The sequence below is a fragment of the Streptomyces coryli genome (assembly GCF_011044975.1).
Classification (GTDB): domain Bacteria; phylum Actinomycetota; class Actinomycetes; order Streptomycetales; family Streptomycetaceae; genus Streptomyces; species Streptomyces coryli.
The window spans coordinates 47,075-69,269 of the sequence record NZ_JAAKZV010000013.1; the positions used below are offsets into that span (position 1 = coordinate 47,075).

At 70.8% G+C, this 22,195-nt stretch carries 22 protein-coding genes; 11 read left to right on the top strand and 11 right to left on the bottom strand.

The window, feature by feature from the left end; translation table 11 throughout:
* The first annotated feature begins 12 nt into the window (after nt 1–12).
* Entirely contained in the window at nt 13–597 is a 585-nt protein-coding gene (locus tag G5C51_RS05570; RefSeq protein WP_165232627.1) for a dihydrofolate reductase family protein, read from the top strand.
* A 63-nt stretch (nt 598–660) separates the two neighbouring features.
* Nucleotides 661–891, top strand: a complete 231-nt coding sequence (locus G5C51_RS05575; protein WP_165232630.1) for a hypothetical protein — start codon at nt 661–663, stop codon at nt 889–891.
* On the opposite strand, the gene G5C51_RS05580 is transcribed toward G5C51_RS05575, so the two are convergent.
* The 4 genes from G5C51_RS05580 to G5C51_RS05595 are packed head-to-tail and all read right to left on the bottom strand — an operon-like array spanning nt 881 to nt 5,127.
* On the bottom strand, nt 881–1,705 hold the full coding sequence (locus G5C51_RS05580; protein WP_165232633.1) for a carbohydrate ABC transporter permease: 825 nt from the start codon (nt 1,703–1,705) through the stop codon (nt 881–883). The genes G5C51_RS05575 and G5C51_RS05580 overlap by 11 nt on opposite strands.
* Entirely contained in the window at nt 1,702–2,601 is a 900-nt protein-coding gene (locus G5C51_RS05585) for a carbohydrate ABC transporter permease (protein WP_165232636.1), read from the bottom strand. The genes G5C51_RS05580 and G5C51_RS05585 overlap by 4 nt, the downstream gene beginning before the upstream one ends.
* On the bottom strand, nt 2,598–4,013 hold the full coding sequence (locus tag G5C51_RS05590; protein ID WP_206313436.1) for an extracellular solute-binding protein: 1,416 nt from the start codon (nt 4,011–4,013) through the stop codon (nt 2,598–2,600). The genes G5C51_RS05585 and G5C51_RS05590 overlap by 4 nt, the downstream gene beginning before the upstream one ends.
* A gap of 25 nt (nt 4,014–4,038) precedes the next feature.
* A complete protein-coding gene (locus G5C51_RS05595) occupies nt 4,039–5,127 on the bottom strand; it encodes a PfkB family carbohydrate kinase (RefSeq protein ID WP_165232639.1) in 1,089 nt (362 codons plus the stop codon).
* Between the two features lie 131 nt (nt 5,128–5,258).
* Between G5C51_RS05595 and G5C51_RS05600 the strand changes: the two genes are divergently transcribed.
* Together G5C51_RS05600 and G5C51_RS05605 are read left to right on the top strand one after the other, a co-directional pair.
* Nucleotides 5,259–6,017 carry a DeoR/GlpR family DNA-binding transcription regulator gene (locus G5C51_RS05600; protein WP_165232642.1) on the top strand — a complete coding sequence of 253 codons (759 nt, stop codon included), beginning with the start codon at nt 5,259–5,261 and terminating at the stop codon, nt 6,015–6,017.
* A complete protein-coding gene (locus G5C51_RS05605; protein ID WP_165232645.1) occupies nt 6,014–7,333 on the top strand; it encodes a 6-phospho-beta-glucosidase in 1,320 nt (439 codons plus the stop codon). The genes G5C51_RS05600 and G5C51_RS05605 overlap by 4 nt, the downstream gene beginning before the upstream one ends.
* Before the next feature lie 2 nt (nt 7,334–7,335).
* On the opposite strand, the gene G5C51_RS05610 is transcribed toward G5C51_RS05605, so the two are convergent.
* Together G5C51_RS05610 and G5C51_RS05615 are read right to left on the bottom strand one after the other, a co-directional pair.
* Nucleotides 7,336–8,223, bottom strand: a complete 888-nt coding sequence (locus G5C51_RS05610) for an NAD(P)-dependent oxidoreductase (RefSeq protein ID WP_165232648.1) — start codon at nt 8,221–8,223, stop codon at nt 7,336–7,338.
* 76 nt (nt 8,224–8,299) lie between these two features.
* Nucleotides 8,300–9,211, bottom strand: a complete 912-nt coding sequence (locus G5C51_RS05615) for a GHMP family kinase ATP-binding protein (RefSeq protein WP_240929408.1) — start codon at nt 9,209–9,211, stop codon at nt 8,300–8,302.
* 66 nt (nt 9,212–9,277) lie between these two features.
* Here G5C51_RS05615 and G5C51_RS05620 point away from each other — a divergent pair, with 66 nt between their 5' ends.
* From G5C51_RS05620 to G5C51_RS05650, 7 genes are all read left to right on the top strand, one after another.
* Complete coding sequence (locus G5C51_RS05620) at nt 9,278–10,282, top strand: pyridoxal-phosphate dependent enzyme (RefSeq protein ID WP_206313437.1); 1,005 nt, start codon at nt 9,278–9,280, stop codon at nt 10,280–10,282.
* Nucleotides 10,283–10,310: 28 nt separating this feature from the next.
* Nucleotides 10,311–11,123: a Rossmann-like domain-containing protein gene (locus G5C51_RS05625; RefSeq protein ID WP_165232650.1), complete on the top strand. Its 813-nt coding sequence runs from the start codon at nt 10,311–10,313 to the stop codon at nt 11,121–11,123.
* Entirely contained in the window at nt 11,120–12,343 is a 1,224-nt protein-coding gene (locus G5C51_RS05630; protein ID WP_338118025.1) for an MFS transporter, read from the top strand. Before G5C51_RS05625 ends, G5C51_RS05630 begins: the two co-directional genes overlap by 4 nt.
* Before the next feature lie 74 nt (nt 12,344–12,417).
* Nucleotides 12,418–13,422, top strand: a complete 1,005-nt coding sequence (locus G5C51_RS05635) for a FecCD family ABC transporter permease (protein ID WP_338118027.1) — start codon at nt 12,418–12,420, stop codon at nt 13,420–13,422.
* A complete protein-coding gene (locus G5C51_RS05640; RefSeq protein ID WP_165232657.1) occupies nt 13,422–14,219 on the top strand; it encodes an ABC transporter ATP-binding protein in 798 nt (265 codons plus the stop codon). Before G5C51_RS05635 ends, G5C51_RS05640 begins: the two co-directional genes overlap by 1 nt.
* On the top strand, nt 14,210–15,211 hold the full coding sequence (locus tag G5C51_RS05645; RefSeq protein WP_165232660.1) for an ABC transporter substrate-binding protein: 1,002 nt from the start codon (nt 14,210–14,212) through the stop codon (nt 15,209–15,211). Before G5C51_RS05640 ends, G5C51_RS05645 begins: the two co-directional genes overlap by 10 nt.
* Nucleotides 15,212–15,583: 372 nt before the next feature.
* Nucleotides 15,584–16,714 (top strand): HAD family hydrolase, encoded by a 1,131-nt coding sequence (locus G5C51_RS05650; RefSeq protein WP_165232663.1) that lies wholly within the window; start codon nt 15,584–15,586, stop codon nt 16,712–16,714.
* A 140-nt stretch (nt 16,715–16,854) separates the two neighbouring features.
* Here the strand turns inward: G5C51_RS05650 and G5C51_RS05660 are convergent, their stop codons facing one another.
* The 5 genes from G5C51_RS05660 to G5C51_RS05680 form a co-directional block, all read right to left on the bottom strand.
* Nucleotides 16,855–17,844 (bottom strand): alcohol dehydrogenase catalytic domain-containing protein, encoded by a 990-nt coding sequence (locus tag G5C51_RS05660; RefSeq protein WP_165232669.1) that lies wholly within the window; start codon nt 17,842–17,844, stop codon nt 16,855–16,857.
* Nucleotides 17,841–18,698 carry a carbohydrate ABC transporter permease gene (locus G5C51_RS05665; protein ID WP_165232672.1) on the bottom strand — a complete coding sequence of 286 codons (858 nt, stop codon included), beginning with the start codon at nt 18,696–18,698 and terminating at the stop codon, nt 17,841–17,843. Before G5C51_RS05665 ends, G5C51_RS05660 begins: the two co-directional genes overlap by 4 nt.
* Nucleotides 18,695–19,645 carry a carbohydrate ABC transporter permease gene (locus G5C51_RS05670; protein ID WP_165232677.1) on the bottom strand — a complete coding sequence of 317 codons (951 nt, stop codon included), beginning with the start codon at nt 19,643–19,645 and terminating at the stop codon, nt 18,695–18,697. The genes G5C51_RS05665 and G5C51_RS05670 overlap by 4 nt, the downstream gene beginning before the upstream one ends.
* Nucleotides 19,642–21,009 carry an ABC transporter substrate-binding protein gene (locus G5C51_RS05675; RefSeq protein WP_206313453.1) on the bottom strand — a complete coding sequence of 456 codons (1,368 nt, stop codon included), beginning with the start codon at nt 21,007–21,009 and terminating at the stop codon, nt 19,642–19,644. Before G5C51_RS05675 ends, G5C51_RS05670 begins: the two co-directional genes overlap by 4 nt.
* Before the next feature lie 67 nt (nt 21,010–21,076).
* Entirely contained in the window at nt 21,077–21,838 is a 762-nt protein-coding gene (locus G5C51_RS05680; protein ID WP_165232683.1) for a DeoR family transcriptional regulator, read from the bottom strand.
* Nucleotides 21,839–22,195 lie beyond the last annotated feature (357 nt).

The window sequence follows — 22,195 nt, forward strand, 5'->3', positions numbered from 1 at the left end:
CAAGGGGCGAACATGAGCAAAGTCATCTCGGGAATCTCGATGTCGCTGGACGGGTTCGTCACCGGACCTGACGTCACCCGCGAGCGTCAACTCGGGCAGGGCGGCGAGGTCTTGCACCAGTGGCTGTCCGAGCCGGATCCGCGCGACGCGGAACTGCTGGCCGGGATGGCCGCGGGTGTGGGCGCGATCCTGATGGGCCGGCGGTCGTACGACCTGGCAGAAGGGGACGGAGGGTGGGCCGACGGGGGCCCGGCCGGCGACGCGCCCTGCTTCGTTCTCACCCACAAGCCCCCGGCGCCGGAGACGGTACGGGCGCCGCATGTCTTCACCTTTGTCACCGACGGCATCCACAGCGCCGTGAAGCAGGCGAAGGCGGCGGCGGGAGGCAAGACGGTCGGCGTGCATGGCGCGAGCGCCGCTCAACAGTGCCTCGCCGCCGGCCTGATGGAGGAGATCCAGATCCATCTCGCCCCGGTCCTGCTCGGCGGCGGCACCCGGCTGTTCGAGCATCTGGGCGGCGGCCCGGTCCGGCTCCGGCGGACCCAGGTGGTCGACACCCCGAACGTCACCCACCTCCGGTTCGAGGTGATCCGCTGAGCGCCCACGATTCACCCGGATGGGTGCTGCGGGGATAATCGAACACGTGCTTGAATGACCTGCATGGCGCACAGCTTTCCCGAGGACCTGGTAGTGGCACAGCGTGACTGGTATGCGGTGTATGAGGAGCTGGCGGAGCGCGACGACGCGGCGGCGCAAACGACCGTGCTGCGGCGGCGGTTGCAGCGGCTGAGCATTCGGGTGTCCACACATCCGTACTGGACGACGATCCCCGGGCGGGCCCCCGCGGCGCGGATGGAGCTGCGGGAGCTGGCCCGTGGGGCTACTCCTTGACCGCGCCCGTGAGCATGCCCTCGATGAAGCGGCGCTGCAGCGCCACGTACACGATCACGACCGGGAGGGCGATCAGCACCGACGCGGCGGCGAGCAGCGAGGTTTCCGAGGCGTGCTGGCCCTGGAAGAAGGCGAGGCCGAGGGGGACGGTGCGCAGGCCCTCCTCGCTCACCATGACCAGGGCCATGAGGAATTCGTTCCAGGTCCACATGAAGGTGATCACGATCATCGTCGTGATCGCCGGGCGGCCCATCGGGACCAGGACCCGCCACAGCGTGGTCCAGGTGGACGCGCCGTCCATGCGCGCCGCCTCGATCACCGAGCGGGCGCTGCCCCGGAAATACGCGCGCATCCAGAAGACGCCGAAGGCGAGCGACTGCGCGGTCTGCGGGAGGATCAACGCCCAGTATGTGTCGGTGAGTTCGACGTAGCGCAGGTCGAAGTAGAGCGGGACGACCAGGGCCTCCTGGGGGAGGGTGAGGCCGATGACGAAGAGGTAGAAAAGCGGGGTGGCGAAGGGGAAGTCCATCACGCCGAAGGCGTAGCCCGCGAGCGTCGCCAGCAGCGCCGTGGCCAGCACCACCACCGCCGCGACCAGCACCGAATTGCCGAGATACGTGCCGAAGTGGCCGCGGGTCCAGGCGTCGGCGAAGTTGCTCCAGTGCAGCCCGCCCTCGGGCAGGGAGAAGCCCGTGCCCAGCGCGCCCTGCTTGCCGAAGGCCGTCGACAGAATGCCGAGCACCGGCGTGAGGGAGATGACGGCGAACAGCGTCAGGATCGCGTAGCCGGTGGTGCGTTCGGTGCGGGAGATCATGAGCGGCGCCCTTCGACGAGCCGGGAGACCGTCACGGTCAGGACGAAGATGACCACCGTCAGCGCCACGCCCACCGCCGCCGCCGAGCCGACCTGATTGGTCTCGAAGGCCCGGTGGTAGACCTCGTAGGCCGGTACGGACGTCGCGTTGCCGGGTCCGCCGCTGGTGGTGATGTAGATCAGGTCGAAGTTGCGCAGGCCCGCCACGATCGTCAGCGTCAAGGCGACGGCGATCTCGGCCCGTAGCCCCGGCAGCGTCACGGTGAAGAACTCCCGCACCGCGCCCGCCCCGTCGATCCGCGCCGCCTCGTACAGCTCCCGCGGAATGCGCTGCGCGCCGGCGAGGAAGAGCACCATGCACAGACCGGTCTCCACCCACGTGCCGACGACGCCGACCGCGGGCAGCGCCCAGTTCTCGTCGCCCAGCCAGGCGCGGGAGAGGGAGTCCAGGCCGACCAGGTTCAGGACGTCGTTCAGCATCCCGTCCGGGGCCAGGATGGAGCGCCAGGTGACGCCCACCACGACCATCGCCAGCACCTGCGGCAGGAAGAGCACCGTCCGGAAGAACGTCATCCCGCGCACCCGGAAGCGCGACATCACCGCGGCCAGCAGCAGCCCGATCGCGACCGGCAGCGCCGCGTAGAAGATCAGCAGCACCAGAGCGTGCACGAACGGCGCGCGCAGCGCCGGGTCGGTGAAGAGGTCGCCGTAGTTGTCCAGCCCCGCCCAGGTGGCCGCGTTCAGGCCGTCCCAGTGCAGCAGCGACAGCCAGACCGACTGGCCGAAGGGGTAGAGCAGGAAGGCTGCGTACACCGCCAGCGCCGGGAGGATGTACAGGTATCCGATCGCCCGTGGCTCACCCGGGGCGCGGCGCGACGACCGCAGGGGAGACTTCATCGCTTGCCTGCCCGCTGCTTCTTCATGAAGGCCCCGTAGTCCTTCTGCAGCGCCGCCGCGAAGTCACCGGGGGAGAGGTCGCCGGAGATCAGCTTCTGCAGCGACTGCGACGTCGTGTCGTAGAAGGTCGGCGTGGCGTAATCCAGATACGGGACCAGGCCATCGGCGGCGTTCAGGCGCTTCCACCCGGCGACCATCTGGCCCTCGGTCGACTCCGGGTCGAGCCGCGCCGCCGCCTTGCCCGGCACCGCGGGCAGCACGCCGTGCTTGGTCATGACGTCCGCCGCGTGCTCGGAGGTGATGAAGTCCAGGTACGCGGCGGCGACCTCGGGGTGCTTCGAGCGCGAGGTGACCGACCAGGACAGGCCCTGGCCGCCGGTGGTGACCGGGGCGCCGCCGGACTTGGCGGGCGGCGGCGGGATCAGGCCGAGCTTGTCGCCCATCGGCTTCTTCAGGTCGGCCTGCAGCCAGGTGCCGGAGATCAGGTACGCGCCCTGGCCGTCGGCGAACTTCTTCCACGCGTCGTCGTAGCCGAGGCCGTTGGCGCCCTTGGGGAGATAGCCGCGCTTCGCCCAGTCGGCGAGGGTGGCCGCGGCCTCCTCGGTGTGGTCGTTCGCGAAGCCTGAGCCGCGGCCGAGCACGGTGTCGCGGGTGTCCTCGGCGCCGAGCTGGTCCTGCAGCACGCCGAAGGTGTGGATGGCGGGGTACTTGTCGAGGTTGCCGAACTGCACCGGCAGCTCGCCGCGCTTCTTCAGCGTCGCGAGCGAGTCGGTGAAGTCCTGCCAGGTCTCGGGCGGCTCGAGGCCCGCCTTGTCCAGGACATCCTTGTTGTAGTAGATGCCGACGAACTCGCCCGTCTGCGAGATCCCGTACAGCCGCCCGGTGCCGAAGAACTTGCCGTCGGCGGAGACCCGGTTGAGGTTGAGCAGCGTGTTCGGGTAGCGGGTGTTCCAGTCGTAGATGCCCGCGTAGTTGTCGAGCGGGGTGAGCAGGCCGGCCTGGACGAACGCGACCATGTCCGGATAGCCCTGGTTCGCCTGCACCACATCGGGCGGGTTGTTGCCCGATATCGCCAGCTTCAGCGTCGTCTTCAGGTCGGAGAAGCTGCGCGCCACCCGCTTGATCCGGACATTGGGGTACTTCTTCTCGAACTCCCGGTTCAGCTCCTCCAGCTCACCGTTCGTACCGCCGCGGACCTCCTGGTCCCACACCGTCAGCGTCACGTTCCCGGCGTCCGCCGGATCCGGTACGGCGGTGGCGCCGCCGCTCGCGCCCTTGCCGGCCAGGGAGCCGTCGGTGCCGGGCACACACCCGGCGGCGAGCAGCGCGAGCCCGGCCGCGAGCGCGACGGGCAGCACGCGCGTACGGCCGGACCGACGGCGGCGGTGCATGCCGGTACACGGAAGTCCCATTGGGGGTCTCCTTCGAGGGATCAGATCACCGGTCGCGGAAGCCGATCGTCGGCACCGCGCGCGGCCGCGTGCTCGGGCAGCCGCCCAGCTCGGCGGGCAGCAGGTCGTTGAGGAAGGCGTACCGCTTCGCCAGGTCGCCGCCGCGCGCCCGGGCCGCGGTCCACCACGCGGCGACCTCCGTCCAGCCCGGCGCGGCGAGCGAGCCGCCGAAGTGCTCGACGGACAGCGCCGCCGTGAGATTGGCGAACGCGAGCCGGTCGGCGAGCGGCCAGCCGGCGAGGGTGCCGGTCATGAAGCCCGCGACGAAGACATCCCCCGCGCCCGTCGGATCCAGCGGCTCCACCGCGACCCCGGGCACCGACGCGTATTCGCCGGTGGCGGCGTCCACCGCCACCGCCCCGTCCGGGCCCTTGGTGACGACGGCGAGCGGCACCAGCTCCGCGAGCTTGCGCACCGCCGCCTCGGGGGAGTCGGTGCGGGTGTAGTGCTGCGCCTCGGTCGCGTTGGGCAGGAAGGCGTGGCAGTGCTCGAGGTCGAGCAGCGCGGCGGGATCCCAGCGGCCGCTGTCGTCCCAGCCGACATCCGCGAAGATCTTGCTGCCTTGCTGGGCGGCGTTACGGATCCAGTCCTGCGCGCGCCCCGGCTCCAGAGACGCGACGCCCGCGCGCGAGCGCGGCAGCACGCAGTCCGCGGGCGCGGGCGGCGCCGGGTGCTCGTGCGTGACCATGGTGCGCTCGCCCTCGTACGCCATCGACACCGTCACCGGCGAGTGCCAGCCGGCCACCCGCTGCGTGGGGGTGAGGTCGACACCCTCGTGCTCGGCGAGGGTCTCCTGGCAGTAGTCGCCGTACAGATCGGCGCCGAAGGTGGTGGCAAGCGTCGTGCGCAGGCCGAGGCGGGCGAGGGCGGTGGCCATGTTGGCGATGCCGCCGGGGCTCAGGCCCATGCCACGGGCCCAGTTCTCGGTGCCCCGGATCGGGGCGTGGTCCATGCCGGTGAAGATGATGTCCAGGAAGACGGTGCCGGTGAGATAGACGTCGAAGTCCGGGTCCCCGGACGCGCGTATGTCCGCCAGCGGATCCAGGGTGTCGGCGACCGCCGAAGAAGTGCCCACCGTTGCGCCCTTCCATGTCTGGTCATGCTGTCAATGCGAATGGCTGACCGATACCTTGCACCCAGCCGGGCCTGAATGCAAGAGGTCAGTCACACTCGCGCACAGTCGCTCATGTGCAGTAGATTGCGGGCATGTTGCGTGAGGCCCGCCACGAGAAGCTGCTGGACATCCTCGGCGAGGAAGGGGTGCTGCCCATACGGGAGATCGCCCGCCGGCTGAGCATCAGCGAGGCCACCGCCCGCCGCGATCTGACCGAACTGGGCGAGGCGGGCAGACTCACCCGGGTCTACGGCGGCGCGGTCGCCGCCCGTCCCGGGCACGAGCGCCCCTTCGCGGAATCCGCCGTCGACGACCTCCCGCACAAGCAGGCCATCGCCGCCCGCGCCGCCGAACTGGTCGCCGACGACGACGTCCTGCTCCTCGACATCGGCACCACCACCCTGGAGCTCGCCCGCCTCCTCCACGACCGCCCGGTCACGGTGGTGACCAGCAGCCTCGCCGTCTACGACGAGCTCCGCGACGACGATGCCGTCCGGCTGATCCTGCTGGGTGGCGAGGTACGCCGTAACTACCTCTCCCTGGTCGGCTTCCTCACCGAATCCAACCTCCGCGAACTCCGCGTCGGCCGCGCCTTCCTCGGCGCCAGCGGGGTACTCCCCGACGGCAGCATTCTCGACAGCACCCACGTCGAGGTCCCGGTCAAGCGCGCGATGATCGCGGCCGCCCGGCAGACGGTGCTGCTGGTGGACGCGGCCAAATTCCCCGGCGATACGGGCCTGGCCCGGGTCTGCGGCCCGGAGAGCATCCACACCCTGATCACGAACCACACGTCGGACGCGACGACCCTCGCCACCCTGCGCGAGGCCGGCACGGAGGTAGTAACCGTATGAGGCTCACCCTGCTCGGCGGCGGCGGATTCCGCGTCCCGCTCGTCTACCGCGCGCTGCTCGACGACCGCGGCGACGACGCGGGCCGGATCACCGAGCTGGTGCTCTACGACACGGACCGGGCCCGCCTCGACGCCATCACCGCGGTCCTCACCCAGCAGGCCGCGGGCCGCGACCGGGCACCCGCCGTACGCGCGACGACCGACCTCGACGAGGCGCTCCGCGGCGCCGACTTCGTCTTCTCCGCCATCCGCGTCGGCGGCCTCGAGGGCCGCAGCCGCGACGAGCGCACGGCGCTGGCGGAGGGCGTCCTCGGCCAGGAGACCGTCGGCGCGGGCGGGGTGCTGTACGGGCTGCGTACGATCCCGGTCGCGCTGCACATCGCCGAACGGGTGGCGGCCGTGGCCCCCGACGCCTGGGTCATCAACTTCACCAACCCCGCCGGCATGGTCACCGAGGCCATGCAGCGCGTCCTCGGCGACCGCGTCATCGGCATCTGCGACTCCCCGGTCGGCCTCGGCCGCCGCGCCGCCCGCGCGCTGGGCGCCGACCCGGACCGGGCCCGCTACGACTACGTCGGCCTCAACCACCTCGGCTGGCTGCGCGCGGTGACCGTGGACGGCCGCGACCGCCTCCCCGAACTCCTCGCCGACCCCGGCCGCCTGGAGTCCTTCGAGGAGGGCAAGCTCTTCGGCGCCCGCTGGCTGCAGGCCCTCGGCGCGCTCCCCAACGAATACCTGCACTACTACTACTTCAACCGCGAGGCGGTCACGGCGCTACGCGAAGCCCCCGCCACCCGCGGCGAGTTCCTCCGCGACCAGCAGTCGGCCTTCTACGCCGAAGCCGCCGCGCACCCCGATGACGCGTACACCGCCTGGGACCGCACCCGCCTCGAGCGCGAGGCCACGTACATGGCGGAAAGCCGCGCCAGCACCGGCGGCTGGGAGCGCGACACGTGCGATCTGGACGGCGGCGGCTACGACCGCGTCGCCCTGGCCCTGATGCGCGCCATCGCCCGCAACGAACGCACCACCCTGATCCTCAACGTCCGCAACCGCACCACCGTCGCCGGCCTCGACACCGACGCCGTCATCGAGGTCCCCTGCCTGGTCGACGCGGGCGGCGCGGCCCCGCTCGCCGCCGACCCCCTGGCCCCGGACCAGCTGGGCCTGATGCTGTCGCTGAAGGCCGTCGAGCGGGCCGCGATCGAGGCGGCGACGACGGGCGACGCGAACGCGGCCCTGCGCGCGGTGGCCCTGCATCCGCTGGTCGATTCCGTGAACGCGGCGGAACGGATCCTGCAGCGCGCCGGGACCTGAGCTCAGCGCGCCGCGGCGGGCTGCTTGATGCTCTCGTAGATACGGGCGAAGCCTTCCGCGCCGTGTCCGGCGTCGATCTGCCGCTGGATCAGCCGCTGCACCATGGCCACCGCCTCGGTGCCGATGCCCTGCCCGGCGCTGGCCGCCAACATGTCGTCGAGGCTGGAGAATTCGAGGCTCTGCTGCCCCGGCACGGTGTAGTCACCGCCGTCGACGACCTCGGCGAATCCGGCGAACGCGCCGGTCATGGCGGTCAGCCACGGCGCGGCCCGCCGCGCGAATTCCCCGGCCGTCACCCCGGCCGGCGCGACCATGGCGGCGCCGTGCAGGAAGCCGGCGAACATGACGTACATGCCGGCGAGCAGCGCCAGGTCGTACAGCGAAGCCAGCCCCGCGTCCTCGCCGAAATAGGTGCTCTCGCCCCACAGGTCGAGCAGCGGCCGGCTGCGCTCGAAGACGTCGGCGGACCCGCTGTAGAGGATCGAGGACCCCGGCTGCCCGATCATCTCCGGTACGGCCATGATGCCGCCGTCCAGATACGCGACGCCCTCCCGGGCGGCCCACTCGGCCAGCTCCCGCGAGTGCTCCGGCTGGGTGGTGGTGACGTTGATCAGGGTCCGCCCGGCCAACTCACCGGCGACCGGGTCGAGTACGTCATGGACCGAGTCGTGATCGAGCAGGCAGACGACGATCACGTCGCTGGCCCGGACCGCGCCGTACGGGGTGGACGCCGCCGAGGCGCCCTCCGCAACGAGGCTCTGCGCCTTGCTTGCCGAGCGGTTCCACACGGTCGTCGGATGCCCGGCCTTCACCAGAGCGCGGGCGAGCGCGGCGCCCATGGCGCCGAGGCCCAGGACCGTAACAGCGGTGTTGTGGGAAGAAGTAGTCATGCGTCGATCTTCCGCACCACCGCCGAAGGCAACAAGTACGGACTAATTAGTGGGGTACTTGCCGTCTGGTAAGCGGCTAGCCGGCGGCCGGCGCCTGCCTGCCGCTCTCCACCGCGCCCGGGAAGCTCAGCGTCCGGTACACCGACACGCTCCCCGCCAGCTCAGCGCACGCCTGCGCCGCCGCGGCCGCCCGCGCCGCGTGATCCGGGTCCGCCGTGTCCAGCAGCAGCCCGAGCGTCGTCCCGCTGTGCCCCACTGCGACTCCGAGCCCGCCCACCTCGCGGCAGACGGCGCGCAGTTGCGCCAGTGAGCGCTTCGGCCGCAGCACCTGGTTCATCAGCGCGCTCTGCGTCGCCACCGCCCCGACCTCGGCCAGGTCACCCCGCAGTACGGCCACGGTGAGCCGCTCCAGCAGCCGCGCATACGTCTCCCGGTCCCGCGAACCGAACGGCTTCGGCTGCCGGTTGAAGGCGACCGTGTCCACCGTCCCGCCCTCGTCCACGCCGACCACGGTCATCGTGGGCAGCGCCCCGAGCACCGACCGCAGCCGCACGCTGCGGTGGTGATACGCCACCACGGCCGGGTAGAGCACCCCGTCGGTCGGCTCGATCCGGGCCAGATAGCGCTCGATCCGGCGCGCGGACAGCCGCAGCCCGAGCCCGCCGCCGACCGCCCGTGCCGTCGCCACCAGATCCGCCGACGAGCTCGCCAGCCCCTTCCCCTCCGGAATCACCGAATCCACGGTCAGCAGCCCACCGCCCGTGAAGCCCGCGTCGGCCGCGATCATCCGGGCCAGCCGCAGCGCCTTCGTCTTGCGCGCCGGCCGCACCACGAGCTCCGCCGTGTCCGGTTCCGCACGAAACGCGGCCATCGTCCACCGCGCCACCGGCAGGGTCACGAGGAAGTCCCCGTCCTCCTCCGGCAGCACGCCCTGCAGCAGCTCGCCGAAGGTCCCGAACGCCGTCCCCAGCCCCAGCCTCATCTCCATGCCGAGCACCTTACGCACCCGAGATGCAGTTGACAATCATTTCCAATAGAGACAGTATCCCGGCCCATGGGGTTGCACGAACACATAGCCGAGGCCGTCAAGAGCCCGGATCTCATAGCCGTCGGGCCGCGCACGGCCTGTCTGCGCTTCGAGTCGATGAAGATCTACTCCGCGCTCGGCGCGGTCCGGTATCTGCTGGAGACGGGGGAGGTGGCGCCGGGGGACACGGTCATCGACAGCTCCAGCGGCATCTACGCGCAGGCTCTCGCCCTCGCCTGCCACCGCTACGGCCTGAAGTGCCACATCGTCGGCTCCACGACGGTCGACCGCACGCTGCGCCTCCAACTGGAGCTGCTCGGCGCCACCTTGGAGCAGGTCGAGCCGTCGCAGAACCTGCGCCTCGACCAGGAGCTGCGGGTCCGGCGGATACGCGAGATCCTCGCCGCCAATCCGGCGTATCACTGGATGCGGCAGTACCACGACGCGATCCACTACTACGGCTACCGCGAGGTCGCCGAGCACATCGGAAAGCACCTGCCCACCGGGCCGCTGACGCTCATCGGCGGCGTCGGCTCGGGCGCGTCCACCGGGGCGCTCGCCACCTACCTGCGGGCGGCGGGACGGGATGTCCGGCTCGCGGGGGTGCAGCCCTTCGGCAGCGTGACGTTCGGGAGCGAGCGGGTCACCGACCCGGACATGATCATCGCAGGGATCGGCAGCGCGATCCCGTTCGAGAACGTCCGGCACGGCCTCTACGACCGCGTGCACTGGATCAACTTCGACACCGCCCTGAGCGGCGCGGTCGCGCTGCTGCGCGACACCGGCATCTTCGCGGGCCTCTCCAGCGGCGCGGCCTACCTCGCCGCCGGTTACGAGCGCCGGCACGACCTCGACCACAGGACGCACCTCTTCATCGCCCCCGACACCGGCCACCGCTACGTCGAGGGCGTCTACGCCCGGCACACCGACGCCGCGGACCCCGCCTCCCTCGCCCCATACGAAATCGCCGCGCTGGACGAGCTGCGGTCCCCCTGGTGCGCCATCGACTGGCCGCCCCGCGAACGACCCTGATCAGCAACGGAACACGAAAGAAGCCGAGATGACCCTCCCGACGCCGCGCAACGTGGCGGAACTGACCGATGCCGTGCTCGCCGGCGGCTACGGCCCCGCGCCGGGCGAGCTGACCGTCACCAGCACCTTCTGGCTGCACCACACCACCCGGCTGGCCGGCGGCCCGGTGACGTACCACAACCACTATCTGCTGATGCGCCTCGGCGCCGCCTTCGGTGCCTGCGCCTTCGAGGCGGGGGAGGTGCCGCCGGCGGTGTGTGCCGAGGGCTCCGGAGTCGGCATCGACAAGCTGCTGCGGCACGAGTCGGCGCCGGTGCGGATCGCGGCGCTGGACGCCTATCTCGCTCACGTCCGCCCGCACCGCGGCAGCGCGGAGGCCGTCCCGCTGCCCGCCGGGACGCCGGAGATACGGGCCCGGGCCCGGGACGCGGCCATCGCCGGACTGCTCGACGTCGCACCCGGCGCGAAGGTGGTGCTGATCGGCGTCGTCAATCCGCTGGTCGCCGCGATACGGCAGCGCGGTGCCGAGTGCCTGCCGTGCGACCTCAACCTCCGCGCCACCCAGTGGGGGGACGTCGTCACCGACGACATGACCGACGTGCTCGCGCGCGCCGACGCCGTCGTCGCCACCGGCATGACGCTCGGGAACGGCACCTTCGATCTGATCCTCGAGAGCTGCCGGCAGCGCGGCGTGCCCTTCATCGTCTACGCGCAGAGCGGCAGCGCCGTCGCACGGGCCTTTCTCGGGGCGGGAGTTACCGCGCTGAGCGCGGAGCCGTTCCCGTTCTCGCAGTTCAGCGCCGAGCCGACCGACCTCTTCCGGTACCGGGAGGGGGCGTGAGCCAGACCAAGGCGCGGGCGGAGGCGCTGCCCGGGGACCTGCGCATGATGCGTGAACTGTGGCCGCTGCTCCTCGCGTCGGCGGTCGGCCTGGTGCCGTTCACGATCTTCAGTACGTATCTGGTGCCGATCGCCCGCGCGGCGGACACCGGCGTTGCCGCCATGGGCGGGCTGCGCGGGCTCGGCGGGCTCGCCGCGCTCGCCGTCGGCACCGCGCTGGCGCCGCTGATCGACCGGGTGCCGCGGCGGTGGGCCGCGGCCGGCGGGCTGGCCGTGCTGGCCGCTGCGGCCGGGCTCGGGGCGAGCGGTGACTACGTGCTGCTCGCCGCCTTCTGCCTGCTGACCGGCGCCGGCACTGCCGTGCTCAACCCGGCGCTCACCGCGGCCGCCGCGGACCGGTACGGGGAGGGCAAGGCGGCCGGTCGGGCGGCGACGCTGGTCACCGCGACGCAGTCGATGACCGCGATGCTCGCCGCGCCGGTGATCGCGCTGCCCGCGCTGGTGTGGGGCTGGCGCGGGGACATGGTCGCCGTCGCGCTGGTCGCGCTGCTGCTGGCCGCCGTGCTCGTCGCACCGGGCCGCGGGCCCGAGGCCGGGCCGGGGGAGCGGGTCGGCTATCTGGCGTCCTTCAAGGCCCTCGCCGCCCTGCGCGGCGTGCCGGAGCTGCTGCTCATCGCCTTCCTGCGGACCGCCGTCTTCATGGGCTATCTCGCCTATCTCGCCGCCTACTACGACGACCGCTTCGGCCTCGGCCCCGGCATGTTCTCCCTGGTGTGGACGCTCAGCGGCGCCTCCTTCTTCGTCAGCAACCTGCTCACCGGGCGGCTCGCCAACGCGGACGCGCCGCGGCTGCCGACGGAACGGCTGCTGGCCGCCGGGCTGTTGGGCGCGCTGGTCACCGCCACCGGATTCTGGTTCACACACTGGCTGCCGCTCGCGCTGCTCTTCACCTCCCTGCACGCGGCGAGTCACGCCGTGGTGGCCGCATGCGTGGTCACGCTGCTGGTGCGGCGCAGCGGGGCGCGGCGCGGGGCGGCGCTCAGCGTCAACGCCGCCGGGATGAGCCTCGGCGTCTTCGCAGGTGCCGCGGCGGGTGGCGCGGGCCTCGGCCTGGCCGGATACCCGGGCGTGGCGGTGGTGTTCGGGGGCATGGTCGCGGTGGCGCTGGGGGCGGCGGCCCTAGTGCTTCGGCGGTCTTCGGCCGAGGCGGCGGGCTCGTGACGGCCGTAGTCGACGCCGCCGAGGTGGCGGAGAGCCGGGCCCCGTCCCGTACGAGCAGCGCCGTCGTCTGCGGCGTGCTCGCGGTCGCGCTGGTCGTCTCCACGGTCGTCGCCATCGGGCTCGGCAGCGCGGTCGTCGCGCCGGACGACACCGCGCGCTATCTGTGGGCCGCGCTGAGCGGTGGGCAGATCGCGGGCAGCGAGGTGACGACGTATCAGATCATCTGGGAGATACGGACGCCGCGGGTGCTGCTTGCCGCGCTGGTCGGGGCCGGGCTGAGCGCGGTCGGGGTCGCGGTGCAGGCGATGGTGCGCAATGCGCTGGCGGATCCGTTCGTGCTCGGGATCTCGTCCGGGGCCTCGGTCGGGGCGGTGGCCGTCACCGTGACCGGGGGGCTGGCGGCGTTCGGGATCTACGCGGTCTCGGCGGGCGCCTTCCTCGGTGCGCTCGCGGCGGCGGTGCTCGTGTACGCCGCGGCGTCCGGCGGGGGCGGGATGTCGCCGCTGCGGCTGGTGCTGACCGGGGTCGCCATGTCGCTCGGCTTTCAGGCGCTGATGAGCGTCATCGTGTATCTGGTGCCGGACGGCGAGGCCACCAGCACCGTCCTGTACTGGACCATGGGCGGCTTCGGCGCGGCTACGTGGGGCGCGCTGCCCGTCGTCGCCGCCGCCGTGGTGCTCGGCACCGCGCTGCTGCTTCGGCAGAGCCGCACCCTCGACGTGCTCGCCCTCGGCGACGAGACCGCCGCCAGCCTCGGCATCGGGGCCGACCGGCAGCGCAAGCTGCTGCTCCTGCTCGCCTCGCTGGTGACCGGCGTGATGGTCGCCGTCAGCGGCGCCATCGGCTTCGTCGGCCTGGTCATGCCGCACCTGGTGCGGATGGTGGTCGGGGCCGTGCACGCGCGGGTGCTGGCCGTCGCGCCGCTCGCCGGGGCCGTGTTCATGGTGTGGGCGGACCTTGCCGCGCGGACGGTCGTCAGCCCGCGGGAGCTCCCGCTCGGCGTGATCACCGCGCTTGTCGGCGTGCCCGTCTTCCTCTCGCTGATGCGGCGGCGGGCCTATCTCTTCGGAGGTCGCTGATGGATCTGACCCTCGATCAGCTCAGCGTCGTCACCGACGGCCGGGCGCTCGTCCGGGACCTGTCCCTGCACGTCGGCAGCGGCACCGTGGTCGGCCTCGTCGGGCCCAACGGCAGTGGAAAGTCAACAGCGTTGCGCTGCATCTACCGGGCGCTGAAGCCCAGCGCCGGGACCGTACGGGCGGGAGAGGAGGACCTGGTCCGGCTGCCGCCCCGGCAGGGCGCCCAGCTCGTGGCCGCCCTTGCACAAGACGGCGCCGTGGACCTGGACTTCACCGTCGCGGAGGCCGTCGCCCTCGGCCGCGCCCCGCATCTGCGCGGCAATCAGGCGCTGTCGGCGCGCGAGCGTGAGCTGTGCGTACGGGCCATGGACCGGCTCGGCATCGGCCACCTCGCCGGGCGCGGCGTGCTGACCCTCTCCGGCGGCGAGCGGCAGCGGGTGCTGCTCGCCCGCGCGCTCGTCCAGGAGCCGCGAATCCTCGTGCTCGACGAGCCGACGAACCATCTCGACGTACGCCATCAGGTCGAGCTGCTCTCCCAGCTGCGCGGCAGCGGGCTGACCGTGCTCGTCGTCCTGCACGACCTCAACCTCGCCGCCGGCGCCTGCGACCGGATCGGCGTGCTCAGCGCCGGCCGCCTGGTGACCGCGGGGACGCCGCAGGAGGTGCTGACGGAGGACCTCGTCGAGGACGTCTTCGGGGTCCGGCCCACCGTCGTACCGCATCCGAAGTCCGGCGTCCCGCAACTGCTCTATTCGATCCATCCCGACTCAGAGGAAAGCTCTCCATCATGCGCATGAACCACCTGGCCGCTCTGTCCGCCGGATCCATCCTCCTCACCGGCTGCGGCGCCGACGTCGCCGGCGACGACGACAAGGCCGCGGCCGAGCGCACCACCGTCAAGCGCTGCGGCGAGCCCGTGCCGTACACCGTCCCGAAGCGGGCCGTCGCCTACGAGGGCGGCAGCGCCGACAAGCTCTTCAGCCTCGGCCTCACCGAGCACGTGCACGGATACGTGATGCCGCCCGCCAACCCGCCGGTCAGCGAGTCGCCTTGGGCCGCGGAGTACAAGAAGGTGAAGAAGCTCAGCGACGACCTGCTGAACAAGGAGGTGGTCGTCGAGGCCAAGTCCGACCTCGTGGTGGCCGGCTGGAACTCCGGCTTCAGCGACCAGCGCGGCATCACCCCCGCCATCCTCGACAAGCTGAAGATCCAGAGCTTCATGCACACCGAGAGCTGCTACAACTATCCCGGCCACCCCGAGCGGCACGCGCCCTTCGAGGGGCTCTACACCGACCTCGAGCGGCTCGGGAAGATCTTCCGGGTCGAAGGTCGCGCGGACAAGGTCGTCGGCGACATGAAGCAGCGGGTTGCGAAGGTGGCGGCGAAGGCGCCCAAGGGCGACCCCGTCCCGGTCTTCCTCTACGACTCCGGCACCGACAAGCCGTTCACCGCGGGCAGTCAGGTGCCGCCGAACGACATCATCAAGACCGCCGGCGGCAAGAACATCTTCGGCGACCTCGACCAGCGGTGGACCGAGGTCGGCTGGGAGGCCGTCACCAAGGGCCGTCCCGAGGTCATCATCATCCTCGACTACGGCGACCAGCCGGCGAAGAAGAAGATCGAGTTCCTGAAGAAGTCCCCGCACACCCGCGGGCTGCCGGCCGTCCGCAACGACCGGTTCTTCGTCCTCGACTACAACGAGGGGATCAGCGGGCCGCGCAACATCGACGGCCTGGAGAAGTTCGCCGCCTACCTGGACCGGGTCAGTCGTCCCGGCGCCACGGGCTGAACGACGCGGCGGGCGGCCGACGCCCTGTCGTGATCCACGGGACGTCCATGACGCGCTCGAAGTGCCGCACGTACTCCCGCATGCTCGGCTGCCCGCCCGCCGCTCGTTCCGCCGCTCCCGGTCCACTCCGCAACTGCCGTCGCTGCTGAACTGACATCCGCGATCAACCCCTCCGCAACCAAGCCGCGTTGACCCTGCACCACCACAACGAGCCACAGAACGCCAGGTTTTACCCGACTGGGCCATACGTGTGAAACGAGGCCAATCACCCATACAAGCCCATGATGGCCCGCCGGGATGCGGGTGATCGTCAGTCGCTAGCATCGGCCGGCGCGACTCGATCTAGATCACCTGTACGAAGAAACGGATGTCATGACGAAACGTGTTAACAGCCGCATATGGGTGCTCGGCGCGGTGCTCGCCCTCGCCGGGGCGCTGCTCGCCGGTGCGGGCCTCTGGCCGGAGTCCAAGGCGCGGGCGGCCGACGACGCCGACGGCGCCCGGATCGCCGCCGAGCTGGACCACTGGCCGGCCCCGGTGGCGAAGAAGCTCGGCAAGGTCATCGCCGGGCACGCCGACAGCGGCGGCTACGCGGTCTTCGACGCGGACAACACGAGCTACCGCTACGACCTCGAGGAATCCCTCATCCCGTACCTGGAGATGAAGGGTGTCCTCACCCGCGAGCGGATGGATCCGTCGCTGAAGGTGATCCCCTTCAAGGACACCGCGGACCACAAGGAAAGCCTCTACAGCTACTACAACCGGCTGTGCGAGGTCGACGACCAGGTCTGCTACCCGTGGGCCGCGCAGATCTTCTCCGGCTTCACGCTGAAGCAGCTCAAGGGCTACGTCGACGAGCTGATGGCGTACGGCAAGCCGATCCCGGCCGAGTACTACGACGGCGGCGAGCTGACCAAGACCGAGGTCAACCCGCCCAAGCCGTACCCGGGCATGCGGGAGCTCTTCGCCTCGCTCCGCAAGCACGGCATCGAGGTCTACATCAACAGCGCGGCGAGCGAGGAGCTCGTCCGCATGGTGCTCTCCGACCCGAAGTACGGCTACGACGTGAAGCCGCAGAACGTCATCGGCGTCTCCATGCTGCTGAAGGACCGCGAGAGCGGCGACGTCACGACCGCCCGCAAGGAGATCAAGGCGGGCACGTACGACCCGAAGAAGCTCATGGACCACGAGCTGACCCCGACCCTGTGGGCGCCCGCCACCTGGTACGAGGGCAAGCCCGCCGCCATCCGCACCTACATCGACCAGTGGAAGCAGGCGGTCCTGGTCGCCGGCGACACGCCCAAGAGCGACGGCCCGATGCTGCTGGAGTCCACCGACATCAAGAACGGCGGCGCGCGGATCTGGGTCAACCGCAAGGACGACTACCAGACCGAGATCACGGACCTGCGCGAGAAGGCCGCAGAGCGGCAGCGGGAGCTGGGCCAGCCGGTGACGGCGGACAAGCGGTGGTTTACGGTCGTTCCGGAGCAGATCGGCGGCTGACGGAAGGCGGCGGATGAGCGACGAGGGCGGCGACCCGAGCTGCTGGCTCGGCCTGGTGTGTCCCGAGTGCGGGCGGATCCGCGAGGACCGCACGGCGCAGATCTGCCCGCACTGCGGGACACCCGTGGAGGAGGGTCCGGCTACGGAACCACCACGATCTTCCGGCCCTGGCCGGCCGCGAACTGGCTGAGGGCGTCCGGGTATTGGGCCAGTGGGAGTCGGTGGCTGATGAAGATCGTCGGGTCGAGGACGCCGGCGGCGAAGAGTTCGGCGGCGCGTTCGTAGCTGTGCAGGACGGCCATGGAGCCGGTGATGGTGATCTCCTGGTTGTAGATCTTGTACGGCTCGATCACCGCCGTCGTCGCGTAGTCGGCCACGCCGAACTGCAGGAAGGTGCCCGCCTTCGCCACCCGGCCGAGGCCGTCCTGGATCGCGGCCGCGTTGCCGGTGGCGTCGACCACCACGTCCCAGCCGCCCGGCCGGTCCAGCTCGTCGGGTGAGGCGGCGGTCGCGGAGCAGCCCAGCTTCGCGGCCGTCGTCAGCCGCTCTGCGTTGATGTCGACGACGTCGACCGAGGCCGCGCCGGTGCGCTTGGCCAGCTCCAGCATCATCAGGCCCATCGTCCCGCTGCCGTAGATCAGCACGTGCGCGCCGAGCCGGGCGGCGAGCACGTCGTAGCCGCGGACCGCGCAGGACAGCGGCTCGATCAGGGCGGCGTCCTGGACCTCGACCGACTCCGGCAGCTTGACGCAGTTGGCGACCGGGGCGACCCCGTACTCCGCCGCGCCGCCCGCCGTCGTCACGCCGATCGCCGCCCAGCGGTCGCACAGGTTGTTGTGGCCGGTACGGCAGTAGCGGCACTCGTAGCAGTACAGGGACGGGTCCACCGCCACCCGGTCGCCGGATGCGACCTCGGTGACGTCGGTGCCGGTCGCGACCACGATCCCGGCGAACTCATGGCCCGGCACCAGCGGCAGCGACGGCGCGAACTCGCCCTGCAGGATGTGCAGATCGGTCCCGCACAGCCCGCACGCGGCCACCCGCACCACCACCTCGCGGGGCCCTGGCGTGGGGTCGGGGACGGTGGTGACGGTGACCTTGCCGGGGGCTTCGATGACGGCGGCCTTCACTTCACGGCTCCTAGGGACAGGCCCTGGACGAGTTTGTCCTGGGCGGCGAACCCTGCGGCGAGCACCGGCAGGGAGATGACGACGGACGCGGCGCAGACCTGGGCGAGGAAGAGCCCCTGGCTGGTGATGAATCCGGTGAGGAAGACCGGGGCGGTCTGCGCGACGATGCCCGTGAGCACCCGGGCGAAGAGCATTTCGTTCCAGCTGAAGATGAAGCAGATGAGTGCGGTGGCGGCGATCCCGGGCCCGGCCACCGGAGCCACCACCCGGGCCAGGATGGTGGGCAGCCGGGCGCCGTCGATCTGCGCCGCCTCGATGATCTCCGCGGGTACCTCGCGCAGGAAGGACTGCATCATCCACACCGCGATCGGCAGATTCATCGAGGTGTAGAGCAGGACCAGCAGCCAGACGTTGTCGAGGAAGCCGGTGTTCTTGGCGAAGAGATAGATCGGGAGCAGTCCGGCGACGACCGGCAGCATCTTCGTCGAGAGGAAGAAGAACAACACGTCGGTCCATTTGCGCACGGGCCGGATGGACAGGGCGTACGCGGCGGGCAGGGCCAGGATCAGCACCAGCAGCGTGGAACAGACGCTCGCCGTCGTGGAGTTGGCCAGCGACGGCCACGGGCTAGGGCCGCCGCCGGCGCCGAAGAACTCGCGGTAGCCGTCGAGGGTCAGCGCCGCGGCGAGCTTGGGCGGGTTGGTGGCGGCGTCCGGCTCCGAGTGCAGGGATGTCAGCAGCATCCACAGCACGGGCAGCGCGAAGGCGATGCCGGTGAGCCACGCCAGCAGCCCGAGCGCGGCGTTGCGGCGGCGGGCCTTGCGTACCGGCGGGGGAAGGGCGACCGAAGTCATGAGCGGGACACCTCCTCGCGGAAGAGCGACGACACGACGCGCAGCGCGAAGGTCGCGATGATGATCGAGCCGATGACGACGAGCACGCCGGCCGCGGAGGCGAGGCCGTACTCGTGCGCCTGGTAGAAGGTCTGGTAGATCGTGTACGGGAGGTTGGCCGTGCCCAGGCCGCCGGACGTGATCGTGAAGACCGCGTCGAAGTTCTGCACGATGTAGATCGAGCCCAGCAGCACCCCCAGCTCCAGATAGCGGCGCAGATGGGGGAGCGTGAGATAGCGGAAGATCTGCCAGTTGCTCGCGCCGTCGATACGGGCCGCCTCGATCATGTCGAGCGGGCGGGACTGCAGCCCGGCGAGCAGGATCAGCATCATGAACGGCGTCCACTGCCAGACGAGGGACGCCTCGACGGCGAGCAGCGGCATGTCCGAGATCCAGTCGGGCTGGCCGAGGCCGAGCCAGTTCAGCACGCCGTTGAAGAGCCCGTATTCGGGGTTGTAGAGCGCGTGCTTCCACAGCAGCGCCGCCGCGACCGGGACCAGCAGGAAGGGCGCGATCATCATCGTCCGCACCACGCCGCGGCCGCGGAACTTCCGGTCCAGGAGCAGGGCGACGAGCAGTCCGAGCACCAGCGAGGTGAGCACCACGGCGACCGTCAGCACGACCGTGGTGAGCACCGACTTGCGCAGGTCGGGGTCGGTGGCGACCTCGCTGTAGTTCGCGAAGCCGGCGAACTCGCGGGCGTCCGGATAGAGCGAGTTCCAGTCGAAGAGCGAGATCACCAGCGTGGCGACGAACGGCAGTTGGGTGACCACGATCAGGAAGATCAGCGCCGGCAGCAGCGGCGCCCGGGTGGCCCAGGCCCGCGCCCGGCCGACGCGCTTGGCGGCGGTCGCGGGCGGCGCGGAGGTCGTCGAGGTGGCGGCGGGTGCCGCGGCCGGGGCGGTCATGACCGGCCCTCGTATTCCTCGCTGACCTTCTCCGCCAGCTCCTGCGACTTGTCCAGCGCGTCCCGTACGGACTTGCGCCCGGCGATCGCCGCGCTGATCTCCTGCGACACCTTCGTGCCCAGGTCGGAGAACTCCGGGATGTCCACGAACTGGATCCCGACCGTCGGCCGCGGCTGCAGCCCCGGGTGACGCGGATCGGCGCTCTCGATGGCGTCGCGGGTGACCTCGGCGAAGGACTTCGCGGCCTTCAGATAGCCCGGATTCTCGTACGTGGAGGCGCGCTTGCCCGCGGGCGCGTTGGCCCAGCCGAGGTGCTTGCCGACCAGCTCCTCGTACTCCCTGCTCGATGCCCAGGAGACGAACTTCCAGGCGGCGTCCGGGTTCCTGGACGCCTTCTGGATGCCCCAGGCCCAGGTGTAGAGCCAGCCGGAGGACTTGGTCCGGTCGACCGGCGCGGGGGCATAGCCGATCTTGCCCCTGACCGGGGACTTCGGGGCTTCGAGGGATCCGGCGGCGGAGGTGGCGTCGTACCACATGGCGGTCTTCCCCTGGGTCATGGAGTTGAGGCACTCCGCGAAGCCGGCCTGTGCGGCGCCGGACTCGCCGTGCTTGCGGACCAGGTCCACGTAGAACTGCGTGGCCTTGCGGAACTGGGGCGAGTCCAGGCGCGCCTTCCAGTCCTTGTCGAACCAGGTGCCGCCCATGGTGTTCACCACCGTCGTCAGCGGCGCGATCACCTCGCCCCAGCCGGGTAGGCCGCGCAGGCAGATGCCCTTCATGCCGCGCTGCGCGCCGTCGGCCTTGGCAGACAGCTCAGCGACCTGCTCCCAGGTGGGCTTCGCGGGCATCTTCAGGCCTTTGCCGGCGAAGACGTCCTTGCGGTACATCAGGAACGACGACTCGCCGTAGAACGGCTGGCCGTAGAGCTTGCCGTCGTCGGCGCTGAGCGACTCGCGCATCGGCTCGAGGATGTCGCCCTGGTCGAAGGCCTTGTCCTTCTTCACGTAGTCGTCGAGTGGCTGCAGCCATTCGTTCTTGGCGAAGAACGGCACCTCGTAGTTGCTGATGGTGGCCACGTCGTACTGGCCGGCCTGGTTGGAGAAGTCCTGGCTGATCTTGTCGCGGACCTCGTTCTCCGGCAGCGTGGTGTAGTTGACCTTGATGCCGGTCTTTTTTGTGAAGTGCTTGGCGGTGAGCTTCTGCAGCTCCACCATCTGCGGGTTGTTCACCATCACGACGTTCAGAGCGGTGCCGTCGCCGGCGGAACCGAGTCCGCCCGCGCCGGCACAGCCGGCGAGGAGGACGGTCGCCGATGCGGCCGCCGCCAGCGCTCTCGTCGCGTACGAGAGCCGCCATTTAGACATGGACATGCCATGCTCCTGACTGTTTGCGGCAGGGTGAGGGTGTGCTCTTACGGAGTCGGGGTGCGGCTCAGACTCTGATGACCTGGGGCCCCAGGAGTGAGTAACGGTGGGCCTCCGTGGCGGGCAGGCCCGTATCGGTGACGATCGCCTCGAACTCGGACACCTCGGCGAAGCGGCAGAAGCTCACCGCGCCGAACTTGGTGTGGATCCCCGCGAAGACCCGCCGCCGGGCGACCCGCATCGCCTGCGCCTTCACCTCGCTGACGGCCGGGTCGGGGGTGGTGAGCCCGTATTCGCGGGAGATGCCGTTGGCGCCGACGTATGCGAGGTCGATGACGAAGCCGGAGAGCATCCGCGAGGTCCAGTGCTCGACGGTCGCCAGGGTGCCGCCGCGCACCCGGCCGCCGAGCAGCAGCACCGTGTGCCGCTCGCGCCCGGCGAGCCGGCTCGCGGTGGCGAGCGAGGCCGTGACGATGGTCAGCGGGCGGGACTCGGGCAGCGCCTCGGCGATGAGCTGCGGGTTGAAGCCCTCGTCGATGAAGACCGTTTCGGCGTCACCGAGGAGGTCGACGGCCGCGGCGGCGATCCGGGACTTCTCGGGTACGTGCATGGTGGTGCGGTGCGCGAGCGTGGTCTCGTAGCCCGCACTCTCCACCGGGTACGCGCCGCCGTGCGTGCGTCTGACCAGGCCATGGTCCTCGAGGAGGTTGAGGTCGCGGCGGACCGTCTCACGGGAAACGCCCAGATTCACGGCGAGCTTGCCGACGTCGACGGTGCCGTCCCGGCGCGCCGCCATGAGGATGGCGTGCCTGCGTTCCTCGGCGTCCACGGCGGCCCCCTGCGTCCGTCAAGTGCTGCCCGTTCGGGCTTCCTTGTCTCTTTGTAGTGCTGCCCACCGGGGGCGACCAGGTCTGACACACGGGGACTCGTGACCGAGTGTGCCCGGTTGGCCGGATCGCATCGCCGCTGGGAAGCCGCCCGTATGCGATTGCCTATCCGGGCATCCGGTGCCCGAAGTGCCGTGCTCCGGTGCCCGTTTGCTGCCCGGTTCCCGTCTTGCGGTCGCCCGCCCGCTGATCCAGGCTGGCATAACAACGTAATGAAGGGGCGAGGGTGGAGAACGGGGAACTCATCGCGGGCCGCTATGAGTTGGTGAAGCGGCTCGGCCGGGGCGGCATGGGGGAGG

What these genes read in the sequence shown, in the direction of transcription:
- G5C51_RS05640 (WP_165232657.1), top strand. Translation starts at nt 13,422, where the DNA reads ATGGATCTGACCCTCGATCAGCTCAGCGTCGTCACCGACGGCCGGGCG.
- G5C51_RS05670 (WP_165232677.1), bottom strand. Translation starts at nt 19,645, where the DNA reads ATGACCGCCCCGGCCGCGGCACCCGCCGCCACCTCGACGACCTCCGCG.
- G5C51_RS05600 (WP_165232642.1), top strand. Translation starts at nt 5,259, where the DNA reads ATGTTGCGTGAGGCCCGCCACGAGAAGCTGCTGGACATCCTCGGCGAG.
- G5C51_RS05585 (WP_165232636.1), bottom strand. Translation starts at nt 2,601, where the DNA reads ATGAAGTCTCCCCTGCGGTCGTCGCGCCGCGCCCCGGGTGAGCCACGG.
- G5C51_RS05645 (WP_165232660.1), top strand. Translation starts at nt 14,210, where the DNA reads ATGCGCATGAACCACCTGGCCGCTCTGTCCGCCGGATCCATCCTCCTC.
- G5C51_RS05615 (WP_240929408.1), bottom strand. Translation starts at nt 9,211, where the DNA reads ATGGAGATGAGGCTGGGGCTGGGGACGGCGTTCGGGACCTTCGGCGAG.
- G5C51_RS05665 (WP_165232672.1), bottom strand. Translation starts at nt 18,698, where the DNA reads ATGACTTCGGTCGCCCTTCCCCCGCCGGTACGCAAGGCCCGCCGCCGC.
- G5C51_RS05675 (WP_206313453.1), bottom strand. Translation starts at nt 21,009, where the DNA reads ATGTCTAAATGGCGGCTCTCGTACGCGACGAGAGCGCTGGCGGCGGCC.
- G5C51_RS05625 (WP_165232650.1), top strand. Translation starts at nt 10,311, where the DNA reads ATGACCCTCCCGACGCCGCGCAACGTGGCGGAACTGACCGATGCCGTG.
- G5C51_RS05605 (WP_165232645.1), top strand. Translation starts at nt 6,014, where the DNA reads ATGAGGCTCACCCTGCTCGGCGGCGGCGGATTCCGCGTCCCGCTCGTC.
- G5C51_RS05620 (WP_206313437.1), top strand. Translation starts at nt 9,278, where the DNA reads ATGGGGTTGCACGAACACATAGCCGAGGCCGTCAAGAGCCCGGATCTC.
- G5C51_RS05610 (WP_165232648.1), bottom strand. Translation starts at nt 8,223, where the DNA reads ATGACTACTTCTTCCCACAACACCGCTGTTACGGTCCTGGGCCTCGGC.
- G5C51_RS05590 (WP_206313436.1), bottom strand. Translation starts at nt 4,013, where the DNA reads ATGGGACTTCCGTGTACCGGCATGCACCGCCGCCGTCGGTCCGGCCGT.
- G5C51_RS05570 (WP_165232627.1), top strand. Translation starts at nt 13, where the DNA reads ATGAGCAAAGTCATCTCGGGAATCTCGATGTCGCTGGACGGGTTCGTC.
- G5C51_RS05650 (WP_165232663.1), top strand. Translation starts at nt 15,584, where the DNA reads ATGACGAAACGTGTTAACAGCCGCATATGGGTGCTCGGCGCGGTGCTC.
- G5C51_RS05575 (WP_165232630.1), top strand. Translation starts at nt 661, where the DNA reads ATGGCGCACAGCTTTCCCGAGGACCTGGTAGTGGCACAGCGTGACTGG.
- G5C51_RS05580 (WP_165232633.1), bottom strand. Translation starts at nt 1,705, where the DNA reads ATGATCTCCCGCACCGAACGCACCACCGGCTACGCGATCCTGACGCTG.